General features: G+C 72.3%; 14 protein-coding genes and 1 pseudogene. 7 read left to right on the top strand and 8 right to left on the bottom strand.

Going from position 1 to position 17,963, the window contains the following annotated elements; all coding sequences use genetic code 11:
• Positions 1-12 precede the first annotated feature (12 nt).
• From cydD to ACZ6IM_RS21925, 3 genes are all read left to right on the top strand, one after another.
• Entirely contained in the window at positions 13-3,531 is a 3,519-nt protein-coding gene (cydD, locus tag ACZ6IM_RS21935) for a thiol reductant ABC exporter subunit CydD (protein ID WP_469558348.1), read from the top strand.
• An 81-nt stretch (positions 3,532-3,612) separates the two neighbouring features.
• Positions 3,613-5,295, top strand: coding sequence for a GAF domain-containing sensor histidine kinase (locus ACZ6IM_RS21930; RefSeq protein WP_052836826.1), 1,683 nt, complete (start codon positions 3,613-3,615; stop codon positions 5,293-5,295).
• Between the two features lie 123 nt (positions 5,296-5,418).
• Complete coding sequence (locus ACZ6IM_RS21925) at positions 5,419-6,468, top strand: M23 family metallopeptidase (RefSeq protein ID WP_052836827.1); 1,050 nt, start codon at positions 5,419-5,421, stop codon at positions 6,466-6,468.
• Positions 6,469-6,514: 46 nt separating this feature from the next.
• On the opposite strand, the gene ACZ6IM_RS21920 is transcribed toward ACZ6IM_RS21925, so the two are convergent.
• The 6 genes and pseudogenes from ACZ6IM_RS21920 to ACZ6IM_RS21895 all read right to left on the bottom strand — a co-directional run.
• On the bottom strand, positions 6,515-7,402 hold the full coding sequence (locus ACZ6IM_RS21920) for a Cof-type HAD-IIB family hydrolase (RefSeq protein ID WP_052836828.1): 888 nt from the start codon (positions 7,400-7,402) through the stop codon (positions 6,515-6,517).
• 86 nt (positions 7,403-7,488) lie between these two features.
• Positions 7,489-8,394, bottom strand: coding sequence for an LLM class flavin-dependent oxidoreductase (locus tag ACZ6IM_RS21915; protein WP_469558344.1), 906 nt, complete (start codon positions 8,392-8,394; stop codon positions 7,489-7,491).
• 52 nt (positions 8,395-8,446) lie between these two features.
• The gene (locus ACZ6IM_RS21910) at positions 8,447-8,905 is read right to left on the bottom strand and encodes a hypothetical protein (RefSeq protein ID WP_052836830.1); all 459 of its coding nucleotides are present in this window, start codon (positions 8,903-8,905) and stop codon (positions 8,447-8,449) included.
• Positions 8,906-8,911: 6 nt separating this feature from the next.
• A complete protein-coding gene (locus ACZ6IM_RS21905; protein ID WP_052836831.1) occupies positions 8,912-9,460 on the bottom strand; it encodes an RNA 2'-phosphotransferase in 549 nt (182 codons plus the stop codon).
• Positions 9,461-9,570: 110 nt separating this feature from the next.
• Entirely contained in the window at positions 9,571-11,328 is a 1,758-nt protein-coding gene (locus ACZ6IM_RS21900; protein ID WP_469558340.1) for an SDR family oxidoreductase, read from the bottom strand.
• Positions 11,325-11,417, bottom strand: a pseudogene (locus ACZ6IM_RS21895) (M24 family metallopeptidase); the annotation flags it as partial. The pseudogene ACZ6IM_RS21895 and the gene ACZ6IM_RS21900, both read right to left, overlap by 4 nt.
• A gap of 309 nt (positions 11,418-11,726) precedes the next feature.
• Here ACZ6IM_RS21895 and ACZ6IM_RS21890 point away from each other — a divergent pair.
• From ACZ6IM_RS21890 to ACZ6IM_RS21875, 4 genes are read left to right on the top strand one after another with little or no spacing between them, the layout of a single operon-like run.
• Complete coding sequence (locus ACZ6IM_RS21890) at positions 11,727-12,689, top strand: ATP-binding cassette domain-containing protein (protein WP_052836930.1); 963 nt, start codon at positions 11,727-11,729, stop codon at positions 12,687-12,689.
• Positions 12,679-13,587 (top strand): hypothetical protein, encoded by a 909-nt coding sequence (locus ACZ6IM_RS21885; protein ID WP_052836833.1) that lies wholly within the window; start codon positions 12,679-12,681, stop codon positions 13,585-13,587. The genes ACZ6IM_RS21890 and ACZ6IM_RS21885 overlap by 11 nt, the downstream gene beginning before the upstream one ends.
• Positions 13,584-14,495, top strand: coding sequence for an ABC transporter ATP-binding protein (locus ACZ6IM_RS21880; RefSeq protein ID WP_052836834.1), 912 nt, complete (start codon positions 13,584-13,586; stop codon positions 14,493-14,495). Before ACZ6IM_RS21885 ends, ACZ6IM_RS21880 begins: the two co-directional genes overlap by 4 nt.
• A 12-nt stretch (positions 14,496-14,507) precedes the next feature.
• On the top strand, positions 14,508-15,227 hold the full coding sequence (locus ACZ6IM_RS21875) for an ABC transporter permease (protein WP_052836835.1): 720 nt from the start codon (positions 14,508-14,510) through the stop codon (positions 15,225-15,227).
• Positions 15,228-15,445: 218 nt separating this feature from the next.
• Here ACZ6IM_RS21875 and ACZ6IM_RS21870 read toward each other — a convergent pair whose 3' ends face one another.
• Entirely contained in the window at positions 15,446-16,288 is an 843-nt protein-coding gene (locus ACZ6IM_RS21870) for an HAD family hydrolase (protein WP_052836836.1), read from the bottom strand.
• The gene (serS, locus tag ACZ6IM_RS21865) at positions 16,285-17,562 is read right to left on the bottom strand and encodes a serine--tRNA ligase (RefSeq protein WP_052836837.1); all 1,278 of its coding nucleotides are present in this window, start codon (positions 17,560-17,562) and stop codon (positions 16,285-16,287) included. Before serS ends, ACZ6IM_RS21870 begins: the two co-directional genes overlap by 4 nt.
• Between the last annotated feature and the right edge of the window lie 401 nt (positions 17,563-17,963).

Below are 17,963 nucleotides of genomic sequence, written 5' to 3'. Positions count from 1 at the left end.
GGCCTGTTTCACGTGAAACCCATCGATCCACGTCTTCTGCGGTACGCGCGCGCCACCCGGATCTTCCTGGCGGCGGTCGTCGCCCTGGGCGCCGTCGGAGCCGGACTGCTCGTCGCGCAGGCGATGCTCGTCGCCGAGGTGGTGGTCGGCGCCTTCCAGCACGGCACGACGGCCGCCGGACTCCGTACGCCGCTGCTGCTCCTGGCGGCCGTCGCCTGCGGCCGGGCGCTGGTCGGCTGGCTCACCGAACTGGCCGCGCACCGGGCGAGCGCGGCGGTGAAGTCGGAGCTGCGGGGCCGGCTGCTGGAGCGGGCCACCGCGCTCGGCCCCGGCTGGCTGGGCGGACAGCGGACCGGCTCGCTGGTCGCCCTCGCCACCCGGGGCGTCGACGCCCTCGACGACTACTTCTCGCGCTATCTGCCGCAACTGGGTCTCGCGGTGGTCGTGCCGGTGGCGGTACTGGCCCGCATCGTCACCGAGGACTGGGTCTCGGCGGCCATCATCGTCGGCACCCTGCCCCTCATCCCGGTCTTCATGATGCTGATCGGCTGGGCCACCCAGTCCCGGATGGACCGCCAGTGGCGGCTGCTGTCACGACTGTCCGGACACTTCCTGGACGTGGTCGCCGGGCTGCCGACGCTGAAGGTCTTCGGCCGGGCCAAGGCCCAAGCCGAGTCGATCAAACGCATCACCGGCGAGTACCGCCGGGCGACCCTGCGGACCCTGCGGATCGCCTTCCTGTCGTCCTTCGCGCTGGAACTGCTCGCCACCCTGTCCGTGGCGCTCGTCGCCGTCACCATCGGCATGCGCCTGGTCCACGGGGACATGGCCCTGTACGACGGCCTGGTGGTGCTGGTCCTCGCACCCGAGGCCTATCTGCCGTTGCGGCAGGTGGGGGCGCAGTACCACGCGGCGGCCGAGGGTCTCGCCGCCGCCGAGGACATCTTCTCGGTGCTGGAGCGTCCCGTACCGGCGTCGGGGACCGGGCCGGTTCCGGCGGACGGCGCCCTGGCCTTCGAGAACGTGACGGTCCGCTACCCCGGGCGCGACACGGCGGCCGTGACGGACGTGAACCTGACCGTCGAGCCCGGGGAGACGGTCGCGCTCGTCGGCCCCAGCGGGGCGGGCAAGTCGACGCTCCTGCACGCCCTGCTCGGCTTCGTCCCCCCGACCGGGGGACGGGTCCTGGTCGGGGGAGCCGACCTCTCCTCCCTCGACGTGGCGCAGTGGCACGCCCGCGTCGCGTGGGTGCCGCAGCACCCGCACCTGTTCGCCGGCACCATCGCGGAGAACGTACGGCTGGCCCGGCCGGACGCCGGCGACACCGACCTCCGCCGGGCCCTGCGGGAGGCGGGAGCGCTGGAGTTCGTGGACGCGCTCCCCGAGGGCACGGCGACGGTCCTGGGGGAGGGCGGTACCGGCCTGTCCGCCGGGCAGCGGCAGCGGCTGGCGCTGGCCAGGGCGTTTCTCGCGGACCGGCCGGTGCTGCTGCTCGACGAGCCGACGGCGGCCTTGGACGGGGCCACCGAGGCCGAGGTCGTGGCCGCCGTGCGCAGGCTGGCGAAGGGGCGGACGGTCCTGCTGGTGGTGCACCGCCCGGCACTGCTGGAGGTGGCCGACCGGGTGGTGCGGCTGGACGCGCCGGCAACGGTCGCCGTGCCCGACCGCACCGGCGGGCTGCCGGTCGCCGGGGAGGCGAGCCCTCGCACCCCCGCTCCGGGTGCCCTCGACGAACCGGCCGCTGTGCCCGCCCGGCCGGCCGAGTCCGCCGCGCACGCGCGCGGAGGCGTGCTGTCCCGGGTCCGTGCCATGTCCCGGTCCCGGCGCGGGCGGCTCGGCCTCGCGCTGCTGCTCAGCGGTCTGGCGCTGGGCAGTGCCGTGGGCCTGATGGCGACCTCCGGATACCTCATCTCGCGGGCCTCCGAGCAGCCGCCGGTGCTGTACCTGATGGTGGCCGTGACGGCGACGCGCGCCTTCGGGATCGGGCGGGCGGTGTTCCGCTACGCGGAGCGGCTCGTGTCGCACGACGCCGTGCTGCGGATGCTGGCCGACACGCGGGTCGCCGTGTACCGGCGGCTGGAGCGGCTGGCCCCGGTGGGACTGCGCAGCAGCCGCCGCGGCGACCTGCTGACCCGGCTCGTCGCCGACGTCGACGCCTTGCAGGACTACTGGCTGCGCTGGCTGCTGCCCGCCGGCAGCGCGCTGATCGTCTCCGTCGCCTCGGTCGGTTTCACGGCCTGGCTGCTGCCGGAGGCGGGCGTCGTGCTCGCGGTCGGCCTGCTCGCCGCCGGGGCCGGTGTCCCGCTGGTCACCGCGGCCGTGGCCCGGCGGGCCGAGCGCAGGCTCGCCCCCGCCAGGGGTGAACTGGCCACCCGCGTCACGGAGCTGCTCACCGGCACCGCCGAGCTGACCGTCGCCGGAGCCCTGCCCGGCCGTGCCGCCGAGGCGCGGCGGGCCGACGGCACCCTCACCCGGATCGCCTCGCGGGCCGCCACCGCCACCGCGCTGGGCGACGGGCTCACCGCGCTCGTCTCCGGCCTGACCGTCGCGGCCGCCGCCCTCGTCGCGGTCCAGGCCGCCGCCGACGGCCGGCTCGCCGGCGTGGCCGTGGCCGTCGTCGTCCTCACGCCGCTGGCCGCCTTCGAGGCCGTACTCGGACTGCCGCTCGCCGTGCAGTACCGGCAGCGCGTGCGCAGGAGCGCCGAGCGTGTGTACGAGGTGCTCGACGCCCCGGAGCCGGTGCGCGAGCCCGAGGTGCCCCGGCCGGCACCCGCCTCGCCGTTCCCGGTGGTCCTCAAGGGGCTGGCCGCGCGCCATGCTGGGCAGGACAGGGACGCGCTGGCGGACCTGGACCTGACGCTGGCACAGGGACGCCGCGTCGCCGTGGTCGGAGCGTCCGGGTCCGGCAAGACGACCCTGGCCCAGGTGCTGCTCCGCTTCCTCGACCCGGACGCGGGCTCCTACACGCTGGCCGGTGTCGACGCCTACGCCCTGGCCGGCGACGACGTACGGCGGCTCGTCGGACTGTGTGCCCAGGACGCGCACCTCTTCGACAGCTCGGTCCGCGAGAATGTGCTGCTGGCCAGGAAGGACGCCACCGAGGGCGAACTGCGCGACGCGCTGGCGCGGGCCCGGCTGCTGGAGTGGGCCGACAGTCTGCCCGACGGCCTGGACACGCTGGTCGGTGAGTACGGGGCCCGGCTCTCCGGTGGCCAGCGCCAGCGGCTGGCGCTGGCCCGGGCGCTGCTCGCCGACTTCCCCGTCCTCGTCCTCGACGAGCCCGCCGAGCATCTCGACCTGCCGACCGCCGACGCGCTCACCGCCGATCTGCTGGCCGCCACCGAGGGCCGTACGAGCCTGCTGATTACCCACCGGCTGGCGGGACTGCGGGCCGTGGACGAGGTGATCGTCCTGGACCGCGGCCGGGTCGTGCAGCGCGGTACGTACGCGGAGCTGGCGGCCGTGCCGGGACCGCTGCGGGAGATGGCCGGACGGGAGGCGGCGGCGGAACTGCTGGTGGGGGCACGGTGACCGGACGGCCCGGCCACGAGTCCGCGAAAGTTTTCGGTAAACCGACTTTCCTGAACAAAAAGGTCTCATTAGGCTCGGGTCATGTCCCCAGCGCCGCCCCCCGGCTCCCCGCCGCCCCATGAGGGGACCTCGGCCGAGCTGCTGGCCCGGGTGCCGAAACTGCTGGACGCCATGCGCTCCGTCGGCAGCGGACTGGGACTGCACGCCACGCTGAACCGGATCTGCGAGACGGCCGCCGATCTGGCGCACGCCCGGTACGCGGCCATCGGCGTCGTGGACCAGGACGGCGAGGGCCTTGCCGACTTCGTACACCACGGCGTCGACGAGGCGACCGCCCGGTGCGTCGGCCACCTGCCGGACGGCCGCAAGGGCCTGCTCGGCGCGCTCATCCGTGATCCGGAGCCGGTCCGGCTGACCGACCTGACCGAGGACCCGCGCTCGTGCGGCTTTCCCGACCACCACCCGCCGATGCGCAGCTTCCTCGGCGTCCCCATCCGCGTGCAGGGCGAGATCTTCGGCAACCTCTACCTGACCGACAAACACGCGGGTGAGCCCTTCAACGACTACGACCTCGCCATGGTCCGGGTCCTGGCCACGGAGGCCGGTATCGCCATCGGCAACGCGCGACTTCACGAGGCGGCCCAGCAGCGGGAGCGGTGGATCGACGGATCGGTCGCCGTCACCACCGCACTGCTGGCCGGCGGCGACACCGACGACGCCCTGCAGACCGTCGCCGAGCAGGCCCGTCGCCTCTCCGGGGCGGCCGCCGGGATCGTGCTGCTGCCGGCCGACGGGGGCGGCCTGGAGATCGTGGCCGTCGACGCGCCGCGCCTCTCGGACGCCCTCGGGGCGGTCATCCCGCCGGAGAACGCCATCGTGAGGGAAGTGCTCGCCGGACGGCCCGTGTTCGTGGACGACGCCGCCACCGATCCCCGCCTGGAAGACGGACCTGCGCGCTCCTACGGGCCGGTCATGCTGTTGCCGCTGTGCCGGGACGAAAAGGTCCTCGGGTGCCTCGTCATGCCCCGTGCCCGGGGGGACCGTCCGTTCACCCGGACGGAGCGGGCGCTCGGCGACCGGTTCGCCTCGCAGGCGGCGCTGGCGCTCACGATGGCCGAGGCCCAGCGCGACCGGGAGCGGCTCGCCGTGTACGAGGACCGGGACCGGATCGCCCGTGACCTGCACGATCTCGTCATCCAGCGGCTCTTCGCGACGGGGATGATGCTGGAGAGCGCCCAGCGCGGCTCGGCCGTGCCCGAGGTGCGCGACGGGGTCGGCGGGGCGGTCGACGAACTCGACGTGACGATCCAGGAGATCCGTTCGGCGATCTTCGCGCTCCAGCAGCCGGCCGAGGCGCCCACGGGACTGCGCACCCGCGTACTGCGCGAGATCAGCATGGCCGCCGTCCCGTTGGGCTTCACGCCCACGCACCGCTTCGTCGGTCCGGTCGACACCGCCGTCGGCGACGTGACCGGCAAGAATCTCATCGCCGCACTGCGCGAGACCCTGTCCAACGCCTTCCGGCACGCCCACGCAGGCCGGATCGAGGTGGTCGTGGACGCGACGGCCACCCTGCCGGACGGCCGCCCCGGCGTCCGCCTGACCGTCGCGGACGACGGCGTCGGCATCCCCGAGGGCGGCCGGCGCAGCGGCCTGCACAACCTGGAGCGCCGCGCCGAGAGCGTGGGCGGCACCAGCCGGCTCGGGCCGGGCATCGGGGCGGACGGCGGTGGCACGACGGTGCTGTGGGAAGCGCCCTACTGAGCGCTGCCGACGCCCGTGATGCCCCGTGTGCAGCAGCCGCGCTGAGCCGTGTGCAGCAACGGGTCCCCCACTCGTACGACCTGAACGAGACCGCGGGACCCGCGCGGGTCCACGATCGCTGACATGCGCTCACCTCGCCGACGCCCGTTGCTCGTTCCGGTGTTGCTGTGCGCGCTCGCCGTGCTGGGAGCCCGCCCCACCGACGGCAGGGACGGCAACGACGGGCCCGGCACGGGTCTCGGCCCGCAGGTGGCGCGCCTGTACGAGGACGCGGCGAACGCCACCCGCCAGTACGAGGACGGCCGGCGGGAGGCCGAGGCGCAACGGTCGAAGGCCCTGGAGTACGAGCGGCGGCTCGACGGGCAACGACGGAAGATCGACGCCATGCACGAGGACCTGGGCCGCATCGCCCGTGCCCAGTACCGAGACGGCGGCGGGCTCCCGCTCACCGCGCGGATGCTCCTCGCCGACGACCCGGAGGAGCTGATGCGCGGTCAGCGCGCGGTCTCGCGCGCGAACCTCGCCGTGGACCGGGCCATCGGCGCGAACCTGCGGGCGGAGGCCCGGCTGGCCGCGGAGGAAGCCAAGGCGCAGGCGGCCTGGCAGGCCCTGGAGAAGCGCAACGCCGGCCTGGTGAAACTGAAGAAGAAGATCGAGGGCAAGCTGGAGGTGGCGCGGTCACGGCTGGAGGGACAGGCGGACTCCTCCGTCGCGGCCGGCTCGTGCCCGGGCGCGGTCCGCCTCGACCAGCCGGACGTGCCCGTCGGCCCGTCCTGGGTGGCCCCGGTCGAGACCTACGAACTGTCGGCGTCCTTCGGCAGCGGCGGATCGCGGTGGGCGAACCGGCACACCGGCCAGGACTTCGCGGTGCCGGTCGGGACACCGGTGCGCTCGGTCGGCACGGGCCGGGTCCTGAAGGTGTCCTGCGGCGGGGCCTTCGGCATCCAGGTCGTCATCGAGCACCCGGGCGGCTACTACACGCAGTACGCCCATCTCGCCGCCGCAGCCGTCGACCAGGGCGACCGGATCCGGGCCGGGCAGTGGATCGGCCAGTCCGGCAGCACCGGCAACTCCACCGGACCCCACCTGCACTTCGAGGTACGGGTCACCCCGGAGATGGGCTCGGCGCTGGACCCGGTGCCGTGGCTGTCGCAGCACGGAGTGCCGCTGTGACGGCGCTGGTCGGGCCGCGGGGCCGGGTGCCCCGCGGAGGCGGAGATCAGGGCAGGTCCGCCAGCATCCGCTCGATCACGACCGCCACTCCGTCGTCGTTGTTGGCGACGGTCCGCCCCGAGGCGGCGGCGATCACGTCCGGGTGGGCGTTGCCCATCGCGTACGACCGGCCCGCCCAGGTGAGCATCTCGACGTCGTTCGGCATGTCGCCGAAGGCCACGACCTCCTCGTGCGAGATGCCGCGCTCCGCGCAGCACAGGGCGAGCGTGCTGGCCTTGGAGACCTCGGGTCCGCTGATCTCCAGCAGGGCGCTGGGGCTGGACCGGGTGACGTTGGCGCGATCGCCGAGGGCGAGACGGGCCAGTGTGAGGAAGCCGTCGGGGTCCAGCTCGGGATGGAAGGCCAGAATCTTCAGGACGGGCTCGGCAGCGGCACGACCGCCCGGCGCCAGGATCTCCTCGGCGGGCAGGAGAGCGTCGGGGTCCTCCATGTGCAGTTTCGGGTACGCCGGTTCCTGGTGGAAGCCGTACGTCTGCTCGACCGCGTAGACCGTGCCGGGCGCCGCCTCCCGCAGCAGCCGCACGGCGTCCAGCGCGTTCTCCTGCGGCAGCTCGCGGACCTTGACGAACCTGTGCCTGCCGGGGCCGCCGTGCAGGTCGACCACGGCGGCGCCGTTGCCGCAGATGGCGAGGCCGTGCCCGTGGACGTGCGCGCTGACCACGTCCATCCAGCGGGCGGGGCGGCCGGTGACGAAGAAGACCTCGATGCCCGCCTTCTCCGCGGCGGCCAGCGCGGCGACCGTGCGCGGGGAGACCGACTTGTCGTCGCGCAGCAGGGTGCCGTCGAGGTCGGTGGCGATGAGCCGCGGGCGAGTGGCGGCGGCCGGGGGCTCGGGCTGTCGGGTCGCTGAGGTCACCCGGTCATTGTCACGCATATGCGTGCACGCCCGTGCGAGGGTCCGCACATCTGTGAGCTACGGCTCTCGCGTCCGCCACCCCGGCACCGTCCGGTTCCGTGCTCTCATTCCTTCAGCTGCGCCGGCGCCTCCATCGCGATCCGCTCGAAGAGCTTCTCGTCCGCGGCGAAGTCCGAGCCCGGGATCGGCCAGTGGACGACAAGCTCGGTGAAGCCCAGGTCCCGGTGGCGTCCGGCGAAGTCCACGAACGCGTCCACGGACTCCAGCGGGCGACTGCGCTCCGGTGTGAAGCCGGTGAGCAGGACCCGGTCCAGCTCGCCCACGTCCCGGCCGATCGCGGCACAGGCGTCGGCCAGCCGGTCGCCCTGCCGCCGCAGCGCCCGGTCCGACTGCTCGGGGGTGCCGTTCTCGAACAGCTTCGGGTCACCGGTGGTCACCCACGCCTGACCGTGCCGAGCGGCGAGCGCCAGACCCCGCGGACCGGTCGCCGCCACCGCGAAGGGCAGCCGGGGCCGCTGTACACAGCCCGGGATGTTGCGCGCCTCGTGGGCCGAGTAGAAGTCTCCCTCGTACGACACGGCGTCCTCGGTCAGCAGCCGGTCGAGCAACGGCAGGAACTCGCCGAACCGGTCCGCACGCTCGCGCGGCGTCCACGGCTCCTGGCCCAGCGCCGTCGCGTCGAAGCCGGTGCCGCCCGCTCCTATGCCGAGGGTGATCCGACCGCCGGAGACGTCGTCGAGGGAGATCAGCTCCTTGGCCAGCGTCACCGGGTGCCGGAAGTTCGGCGAGGTGACCAGGGTGCCCAGACGCAGCCGCTCGGTCACGGCCGCTGCGGCGGTGAGGGTCGGTACGGCACCGAACCACGGTCCGTCCCGGAAGCTGCGCCAGGAGAGGTGGTCGTAGGTGTACGCGGTGTGGAAGCCGAGCTGCTCGGCCCGCGTCCAGGTCGAACGGCCGCCTTCGTGCCAGCGGCGGTACGGGAGGATCACGGTGCTCAGGCGCAGACTCATGCCTCCGAGCCTATGCGGCCGCCCCCGGTTTCACGTGAAACAGCCGCCGGCGTCACCGTACGCGGCTGCTCAGCCACGGGGTGAGGAGGAGCATCGACACGTGCTCCTTGTGGGCCCGGTCGCCCGGCAACGGCACGATCAGGCGGTACCCGGGCGGGAAACGTCGCCCGTGGACGTAGGCGAGGCCACCGAAGACGGAGCGCAGGAACGCGGGCACCTCGTCACGTTCGACATCGGGAAACTCCACGTTCTCGACGGTGACCAGGGCATCGCCCTCGTGGAAGAGCCGCACGCTCACCCGGGGAACGCCGCCGAACTCGACGAACGCCTCGTGCGGGAGGGAGCCGTCCGTGTCGGTGGTCACCCCCACGCCCGCGCTCATGTGGCGGGAGGTCTGGTCGGCGCCGATGTCGTCGGTGACCTCGATCTCCACCGCGTACTCCTCGGCGAGGGCGCGGAGGGCGGTGACGGCGGACTGGGTGGTGGGCAGGTGCTCCATGCCTTCGATCATGCTGCGTCAGTGCGGAGCGGGAAAGCGCAGATAGCGGGACGGCACGTGCCGCGTCAGCCAGACCCCGTTCGCGCTGATGTGGAAGACATGTCCGTCGCGGTGCATGGCGGCGGCGTCCACCGGGAGCACGACCGGCCTGCCGCGGCGGGCTCCGACCCGGGTCGCGGTCTCGCGGTCCGCGGAGAGGTGCACGTCGTGCCGGTTCATCGGCCGCAGGCCCTCGGCGCGGATGGCTTCCAGGTGCCGGGCCACGGTTCCGTGGTACAGGTACGGCGGCGGGGACGCCGCGGGCAGCTGGAGATCCACGTCGACACTGTGGCCCTGGCTGGCCCGGATACGGGTGCCCTCGACCGCGAAGCGCCGCTTGTCGTTGGTGGTGACCACGTGGTCGAGCTCCTCGCGGGTGAAGCGGAAGCCGTGCGCGGCCGCCGCGGCGATCAGCGCGTCGATCTCGACCCAGCCCCCCTCGTCGAGCGTGAGCCCGATCCTCTCCGGCTGGTGGCGCAGATGCTTCGACAGGTACTTGGACACCTTCACCGAGCGTTCTCTGTGCATGGCACCAGCCTGCACAGTGAGACGGGCATCACGCGATCGATTTAGCCGACGAGGTTTGATCCACAGTCAAGTCCAGTTATCCACAGGATGGTTGGGGGTCTCTGTGGAAACTACAGAGGCGGCTTCACCCTGGCGAGGCGCCGCAGTACCCGTGGCGCGAAGCGGTACATGAGACGAGCGCCGCGTGCCTCCGGCGTCACCGGGACCACCGCCCTGTTGTGCACCACCGCCTCCAGGAGCGCGTCCGCCACCTTCTCCGGCGGGTAGTTGCGCGCCGCGTACAACCGGGCGGTGCGCCGCTGCCGGCGCTTCTCCTCCTCGGCGTCCACCCCCACGAAGTGCGCGGTGGCGGTGATGCCAGTGTTGACCAGGCCGGGGCAGATCGCCGTGACACCGATCCCCTGACCGGCCAGCTCGGCGCGCAGGCACTCGCTCAGCATCAGCACGGCCGCCTTGGAGGTGCCGTAGGCGGGCAGCGCCCTGGAGGGCTGGAAGGCCGCCGCCGACGCGGTGTTGACGATGTGGCCGCCCTGTCCGCGCTCGGCCATCTGCCGGCCGAACAGACGGCAGCCGTGGATCACGCCCCACAGGTTGACGTCGAGGACCTTCTTCCAGTCCTCCGGCGTGGTGTCGAAGAAGGAGCCCGACAGGCCGATCCCGGCGTTGTTCACGAGCACGTCCACCACGCCGTACTCGGCGGCGACCCTGGCCGCCAGCTTCTCCATCGCCTGCCCGTCGGAGACGTCGACGGTTTCCGCCCAGGCGGCCGGAGCGCCGATCAGCCGGGACTGCTCCGCGGTCCGGGCGGCGGCCTCGGCGTCCCGGTCGACGGCCACCACGCGCGCGCCGGCCTCGGCGAAGGCGAACGCCGTCGCCCGTCCGATGCCGTTGCCCGCACCGGTGACCAGGACCAGCTGCCCGCCGAAGCGGTCCGCGTGCTTCCCGTTCGCCCCGGACCCGGAGCGGCCGTCCTCGGTGGCGGTGACGAACTCCGTGATCCAGTCCGCCAGCCGGTCCGGCCGGGTGCGCGGCACCCAGTGCTTCGCGGGCAGTGTGCGCCGGGTGAGCTGCGGCGCCCACAGCTCCAGGCCGTCGTAGAGCCGCTCCGACAGGAACGCGTCGCCGAGGGGCGTGATGAGCTGCACGGGGGCGTGCGCGTAGGCGTCCTCGCGTGGCCTGCGCAGCCGGGGCCGCACGTTGTCCCGGTACAGCCAGGCCCCGTGCGCCGCGTCCGACGGGAGGGAGGCGGTCGGGTAGTCGCCGCCGGGCACCTTCTCGACGCGCTTCAGGATGCCCGGCCAGCGCTTGCCCAGGGGGCCGCGCCAGGCCAGCTCCGGGAGCACGGGGGTGTGCAGCAGATAGACGTACCAGGACTTGGCGCCCTGGCCGAGGAGCTGTCCGACCCGGCGCGGGGTGGGCTGCCTGAGACGCTTGTTGATCCAGTGCCCGAAGTGATCGAGGGAGGGGCCTGACATCGAGGTGAAGGAGGCGATGCGGCCCTCGGTGCGCTTGACCGTGACGAACTCCCAGGACTGCACCGAGCCCCAGTCGTGGCCGACCAGGTGCACGGGCCGGTCCGGACTGACCGCGTCGGCCACCGCCAGGAAGTCGTCCGTCAGCTTCTCCAGCGTGAACCCGCCCCGCAGCGGGCTCGGCGCGGTGGACCGGCCGTGACCGCGGACGTCGTAGAGGACCACGTGGAAGGCGTCGGCCAGGCGGGCGGCGACCTCGGACCAGACCTCCTTGCTGTCCGGGTAGCCGTGCACCAGGACGACCGTGGGCCGCCGCGGATCGCCCAGCTCGGCCACGCACAGTTCGACCTCGCCCGAACGCACCCGGCGCTCCCGTGCGCCGTCCAGCACCGTCATGTCTCCTCCGCCCAGCGCCGCGGGTGCGGCAGATCGTCGTCCAGCCAGAAGGCACTCGCCCCGGGATGCGCGGAGCCGGTCACGACCACCGCGACCCGCGCGGTTCCGTGCGGAGTCCGGCCGCCACCGTCGTCGTGCCACCCATGCCGTGCCACCCCCGTTCCGCCGTCCCGGCGCGGTCCGCGCCGGCCGTGATACTCGCCCGTAACGTGACGCCGCCGAATCTCCCAGTTGTTAGACCAGTCGTCAATAGGGTGGTGGGCGCGGCCCGGAAAGCCACGCCGTGGCCCTCAGGTACGGCATCCCCTACGGGCCCGTACTACTCGAGACTGACGCCAAGACGGCCCCGCGGTCTGACGACCGCAGTGGCGGGCGTCACTACTGTCATGGGTGTGACTGTGATCGCGACCGAAAGCCTGAGCAAGCGGTTCCCCCGGGTGACCGCGCTCGACCGGCTCTCCGTGGACGTCGGACCCGGTGTGACCGGACTCGTCGGTGCCAACGGCGCCGGCAAATCCACCCTGATCAAGATCCTGCTGGGTCTGTCTCCCGCCACCGAGGGCCGGGCCGAAGTGCTCGGACTCGATGTCGCCACCAAGGGCGCCGACATCCGCGAGCGGGTCGGCTACATGCCGGAGCACGACTGCCTGCCACCCGACGTCTCGGCCACCGAGTTCGTCGTCCACATGGCACGCATGTCCGGCCTGCCGCCCACCGCCGCTCGCGAGCGCACGGCCGACACCCTGCGCCACGTCGGCCTGTACGAGGAGCGCTACCGCCCCATCGGCGGCTACTCCACGGGCATGAAGCAGCGCGTGAAGCTCGCGCAGGCCCTCGTCCACGACCCCCAGCTGGTCTTCCTCGACGAACCGACCAACGGCCTCGACCCGGTCGGCCGCGACGAGATGCTCGGCCTCATCCGCCGCATCCACACCGACTTCGGCATCTCCGTCCTGGTCACCTCGCACCTGCTGGGCGAGCTGGAGCGCACCTGCGACCACGTCGTCGTGGTGGACGGCGGCAAGCTGCTGCGCTCCAGCTCCACCACGGACTTCACCCAGACCACCACGACCCTCGCGATCGAGGTCACCGACACCGACGAACACCCCGACGGCACCCGCGCGGTGCGCGACGCGCTCGACGCGCGCGGGGTCACCGTCCAGGACGGCAGCGGCCTGCCCGGCGCAGGCCACGTCCTGCTGCTCACCTCGGCGGGCGAGGAGACCTATGACCTGGTCCGCGACGTCATAGCCGACCTCGGCCTCGGCCTGGTCCGCATGGAGCAGCGCCGGCACCACATCTCGGAGGTCTTCACCGACAGCGACGCAGCACGGAAGGAGGCGGTCGGCCATGGCAGCTGAACAGCCCACAGCCACGGTCCCGGGTGACCAGACCCGCATCCACAACATCGGCTACCGCAGCTACGACGGCCCCCGCCTCGGCCGCGCCTACGCCCGCCGCTCGCTGTACTCGCAGTCCCTGCGCGGCGCCTACGGCCTCGGCCGCTCGGCCAAGTCGAAGGTGCTGCCGATGCTGCTGTTCGTGGTGATGTGCCTCCCGGCGGCCATCATGGTCGCGGTCGCCGTCGCCACCAAGGCCAACGACCTGCCCCTGGACTACACGCGCTACGCGATCGTCCTGCAGGCCGTCATCAGCCTCTACGTCGCGGCCCAGGCCCCCCAGTCCGTCTCGCGCGACCTGCGCTTCAAGACCGTGCCGCTGTACTTCTCGCGGCCGATCGAGACCTCCGACTACGTGCGCGCCAAGTACGCGTCGCTGGCCTCCGCCCTGTTCATCCTCACCGCCGCACCGCTGCTGGTGCTCTACGTGGGTGCGCTGCTCGCCAAACTCGACTTCGCGGACCAGACCAAGGGGTTCGCCCAGGGACTGGTCTCCGTGGCTCTGCTCTCCCTGCTCTTCGCCGGCCTCGGCCTGGTCGTGGCCTCGGTCACCCCGCGCCGCGGCTTCGGTATCGCGGCCGTCATCGCCGTCCTGACCATCACCTACGGCGCGGTCTCCACGCTCCAGGCCATCGCGGACGTCCAGAGCAGCTCCGGAGCCGTCTCCTGGATAGGCCTGTTCTCGCCGATCACCCTCATCGACGGGGTGCAGTCCGCCTTCCTGGGTGCCACCTCGGCCTTCCCCGGCGGGGTCGGCCCGAGCAACGGTGAGGGCGCCGTCTACGTCCTCGTCACCCTCGGCCTGATCGCCGGGTGCTACGGCCTGCTGATGCGCCGCTACAAGAAGGTGGGACTGTGACCACGCTGAACATCGACCACGTCTCCCGCTGGTTCGGCAACGTGGTCGCCGTCAACGACATCACCATGACGATCGGCCCCGGTGTCACCGGCCTGCTCGGCCCGAACGGCGCGGGGAAGTCCACCCTCATCAACATGATGGGCGGCTTCCTCGCCCCCTCCACCGGCAGCGTCACCCTCGACGGCCTGCCGGTCTGGCGCAACGAGGGCATCTACAAGCACATCGGCATCGTCCCCGAGCGGGAGGCGATGTACGACTTCCTCACCGGCCGCGAGTTCGTTCTCGCCAACGCCGAGCTGCACGGCCTGGGCGCCAAGGCGGCCGACGAGGCCCTCGCCACCGTGGAGATGGCCTACGCCCAGGACCGCAAGATCGCCACGTACTCCAAGGGCATGCGCCAGCGCGTGAAGATGGCCTCCGCCCTCGTCCACCAGCCGTCGCTGCTCCTGCTCGACGAGCCGTTCAACGGCATGGACCCCCGTCAGCGCATGCAGCTGATGGACCTGCTGCGGCGCATGGGCGACGAGGGCCGCACCGTGCTGTTCTCCTCGCACATCCTCGAAGAGGTCGAACAACTGGCCTGGCACATCGAGGTCATCGTGGCCGGACGCCACGCGGCCAGCGGCGACTTCCGCAAGATCCGCCGCCTGATGACCGACCGGCCACACCGCTACCTGGTGCGTTCCAGCGACGACCGGGCCCTCGCGGCGGCGCTGATCGCCGACCCCTCGACGTCCGGCATCGAGGTCGACCTCGCCGAGGGCGCCCTGCGCATCCAGGCCGTCGACTTCGGCCGGTTCACGGCCCTGCTGCCGAAGGTCGCCCGCGACCACGGCATCCGGCTGCTCACGGTCTCGCCGTCCGACGAGTCCCTCGAGTCCGTCTTCTCGTATCTCGTCGCGGCGTAGGAGGCCGAAAGAATGTACGACCCCACAGTCGCCCGGCTCACCTACCGGGCCCTGCTCGGCCGCCGCCGGGCCCTCATCCTGGGCGCGCTCCCCCTGCTGCTGCTCGTCATCGCCGTCGCGGTGCGCGCGCTCGCCGGAGCCGACGACCAGACCTCGGTCGACGTGCTGGGCGGGTTCGCCCTCGCCACCATGGTGCCGATCATCGGCGTCATCGCCGGCACCGGCGCCATCGGCCCGGAGATCGACGACGGCTCGGTGGTGTACCTGCTGTCCAAGCCGATCAAGCGGCCGACGATCATCTTCACCAAGCTGATCGTCGCCATAGCCGTGACGATGGTCTTCTCCGCGGTGCCCACGCTGCTCGCCGGCCTGATCCTGAACGGCAACGGCCAGCAGGTCGCTGTCGCCTACACGATCGCCGCGCTGGTCGCCTCCATCGCCTACGCCGCGCTGTTCCTGCTGCTGGGCACGGTGTCCCGGCATGCGGTGGTCTTCGGGCTCGTCTACGCCCTGGTCTGGGAGGCCCTGTTCGGCTCCCTGGTGCCGGGGGCCAGGACGCTGAGCGTCCAGCAGTGGTCGCTGTCGGTGGCGCAGAAGGTCGCCGACGGGAACCTGGTGACCTCCGACGTCGGCCTGCCGACCGCGACGGTGCTGCTCGTCGCGGTGACCGTGCTCGCCACCTGGTACGCCGGCCAGAAGCTGCGGTCGCTGACGATGGCCGGGGAGGAGTGACCGCGAGCCGCCGGTAACGCGGCGTACGTCCCTTTTAATCGGTGGCGCCCGGCTTCCCGTGACGGCACTGTGGGGGATGCACGAGGCCGGACGGCGACGGCGCTACGGGAGGCCGCTTCGAGCACGCGGGATGCCCTGCGTGGGCCGACCGACGGGGACGCCGACGCCGTCCGGACCGTGCGCCGCCGGGGGTGAAGCCGAAGCGCTCCGGCCCGGTATCAGGCTGCCAGCCGCTCCAGGACCACCGCGATGCCGTCCTCGTCGTTGGAGGACGTCACCTCGTCGGCCACCGCCTTCAGCTCCTCGTGGGCGTTGGCCATCGCCACGCCCCGGGCCGCCCAGCCGAACATCGGGATGTCGTTGGGCATGTCGCCGAAGGCGATCGTGTCCGCCGCCTTCAGACCGAGCCGGCGGGCCGCCAGCGACAGACCCGTGGCCTTGGACAGTCCCAGCGGCAGCAGCTCGACGACGCCCGCTCCGGCCATGACGACCGTGACGAAGCCGCCCGCGGCGCGCCGGGCCGCCTCGGCCAGCTCGTCGTCGGACAGCGTCGGATGCTGGATGTAGATCTTGTTCAGCGGCGCGGACCACAGGTCCGAGGCGTCGGTGAAGGGAACGGCCGGCAGCTTGCCCCCGACCGCGTAGCCCGGGCCGACCAGCACGTCGCCCTCCAGGCCGTCCCGGCTGGCCGCCAGGTACAGCGGGCCGGTCTCCGCCTCGATCTTGGCCAGAGCCACCCCGGCCAGCTGCCGGTCCAGGGTCACGGAGGTCAGCAGCCGGTGCTCCCCGGCGTGGTAGACCTGCGCGCCCTGACCGCAGACGGCCAGCCCGTCGTAGCCGAGGTCGTCCAGGATGTGCCGGGTCCACGGCACCGCCCGTCCGGTGACCACGATGTGGGCGGCGCCCGCCGCGGTGGCCGCGGCGAGCGCGTCGCGGGTGCGCTGCGAGATCGTGTCGTCGCCGCGCAGCAGCGTGCCGTCGAGGTCGGTCGCGATCAGCCGGTAAGGGAAGCCCCCGGCGGATCCGGTGCCGGGGACCGCGGCGGTGCCGGTGTCAGTCACTTGGCCACCGGCTCCAGGACCTCCCGGCCGCCCAGGTACGGGCGCAGCACCTCGGGGACGCGGACCGAACCGTCGGCCTGCTGGTGGTTCTCCAGGATCGCCACGATCGTGCGCGGCACGGCGCACAGCGTGCCGTTCAGCGTGGCCAGCGGACGCACCTTCTTGCCCTCGCGGACGCGGATCGACAGCCGCCGGGACTGGAACTCGGTGCAGTCCGAGGTCGAGGTCAGCTCGCGGTACTTGCCCTGGGTCGGGATCCACGCCTCGCAGTCGTACTTGCGCGCGGCCGAGGAGCCCAGGTCGGCCGAGGCCACGTCGATCACCCGGAACGGCAGCTCCAGCGACGTCAGCCACTGCTTCTCCCACTCCAGCAGGCGCTGGTGCTCGGCCTGCGAGTCCTCGGGGAGGACGTAGGAGAACATCTCGACCTTGTCGAACTGGTGTACGCGGAAGATGCCCCGGGTGTCCTTGCCGTGCGAGCCCGCCTCACGGCGGAAGCAGGGCGAGAAGCCGGCGTAGCGCAGCGGCAGGCGCTCGGCGTCCAGGATCTCGTCCATGTGGTACGCGGCGAGCGGCACCTCGGACGTGCCGACCAGGTACAGGTCGTCCTTGTCGAGGTGGTAGACGTCCTGGGCGGCCTGGCCGAGGAAACCGGTGCCGGCCATCGACTGCGGGCGCACCAGCGCGGGCGTCAGCATCGGCGTGAAGCCGGCCGCCGTGGCCTGCGCGATCGCCGCGTTGACCAGGGCGAGCTCCAGGAGGGCGCCGACACCGGTCAGGAAGTAGAAGCGCGAGCCGGAGACCTTGGCGCCGCGCTCCACGTCGATGGCGCCGAGCAGCTGGCCCAGCTCCAGGTGGTCCCTGGGCTCGAAGCCCTCGGCGGCGAAGTCGCGGTGCGTGCCGTGCGTCTCCAGCGTGACGAAGTCCTCCTCGCCGCCGACGGGCACGTCGGGGTGGACGAGGTTGCCGAGGCGCTGGAGCAGCTCCTGCGTCTCGGCGTCGGCCACGTCGCGCTCGGTGTCGGCGGCCTTGACCTCGGTCTTCAGCTGCTCGGCCCGCTTGAGGAGCTCGGTCTTCTCGTCCCCGGCGGCCTTGCCGATCAGCTTGCCGAGGCCCTTCTGCTCGGCGCGCAGCTCGTCGAAACGGACGCCGGACGACCTGCGCCGTTCGTCGGCGGACAGGAGGGAGTCGACGAGCGCGACGTCCTCTCCACGGGCGCGCTGCGAGGCGCGCACACGGTCGGGGTCCTCACGGAGCAGGCGAAGGTCAATCACGCGGTCAAGGCTACCGGTGCGTGGTGTCGTCTCTCGACCCGCTATTGCGGTACGCGGGCCTCGCGTTCCGTTCCACGGGTCAAGGAAACGTTGCGGCCTCCCCGGAAGGGGGTGCTGCATGGGCACCGGGTTGACCGGATTTCCTTGTGGGGAACGGGACTTGGGGCACGACTGTCCACAGGAATCCACAGTCCGGGAAAGTTATCCACAGGGTGTGCGAAAGATCTGTGGATGCATGGAATTGATCATTCTCAATTCCTGGAGGCGGGCGGTCCAAACCCTCCATGCCCCCACTTTCGAGTGGAAACGGGACACTCGGTGTCACTCCGGAGGATGGGGTGCAAGAAACAGGTGGACGAAGGGTGACCTGGGCCTCTGTGGGTGAAGTACGGCACTGTAGG

The sequence above is a fragment of the Streptomyces sp. NPDC042336 genome (assembly GCF_055581985.1).
This window is presented reverse-complemented; position numbering and strand designations above follow the sequence as displayed.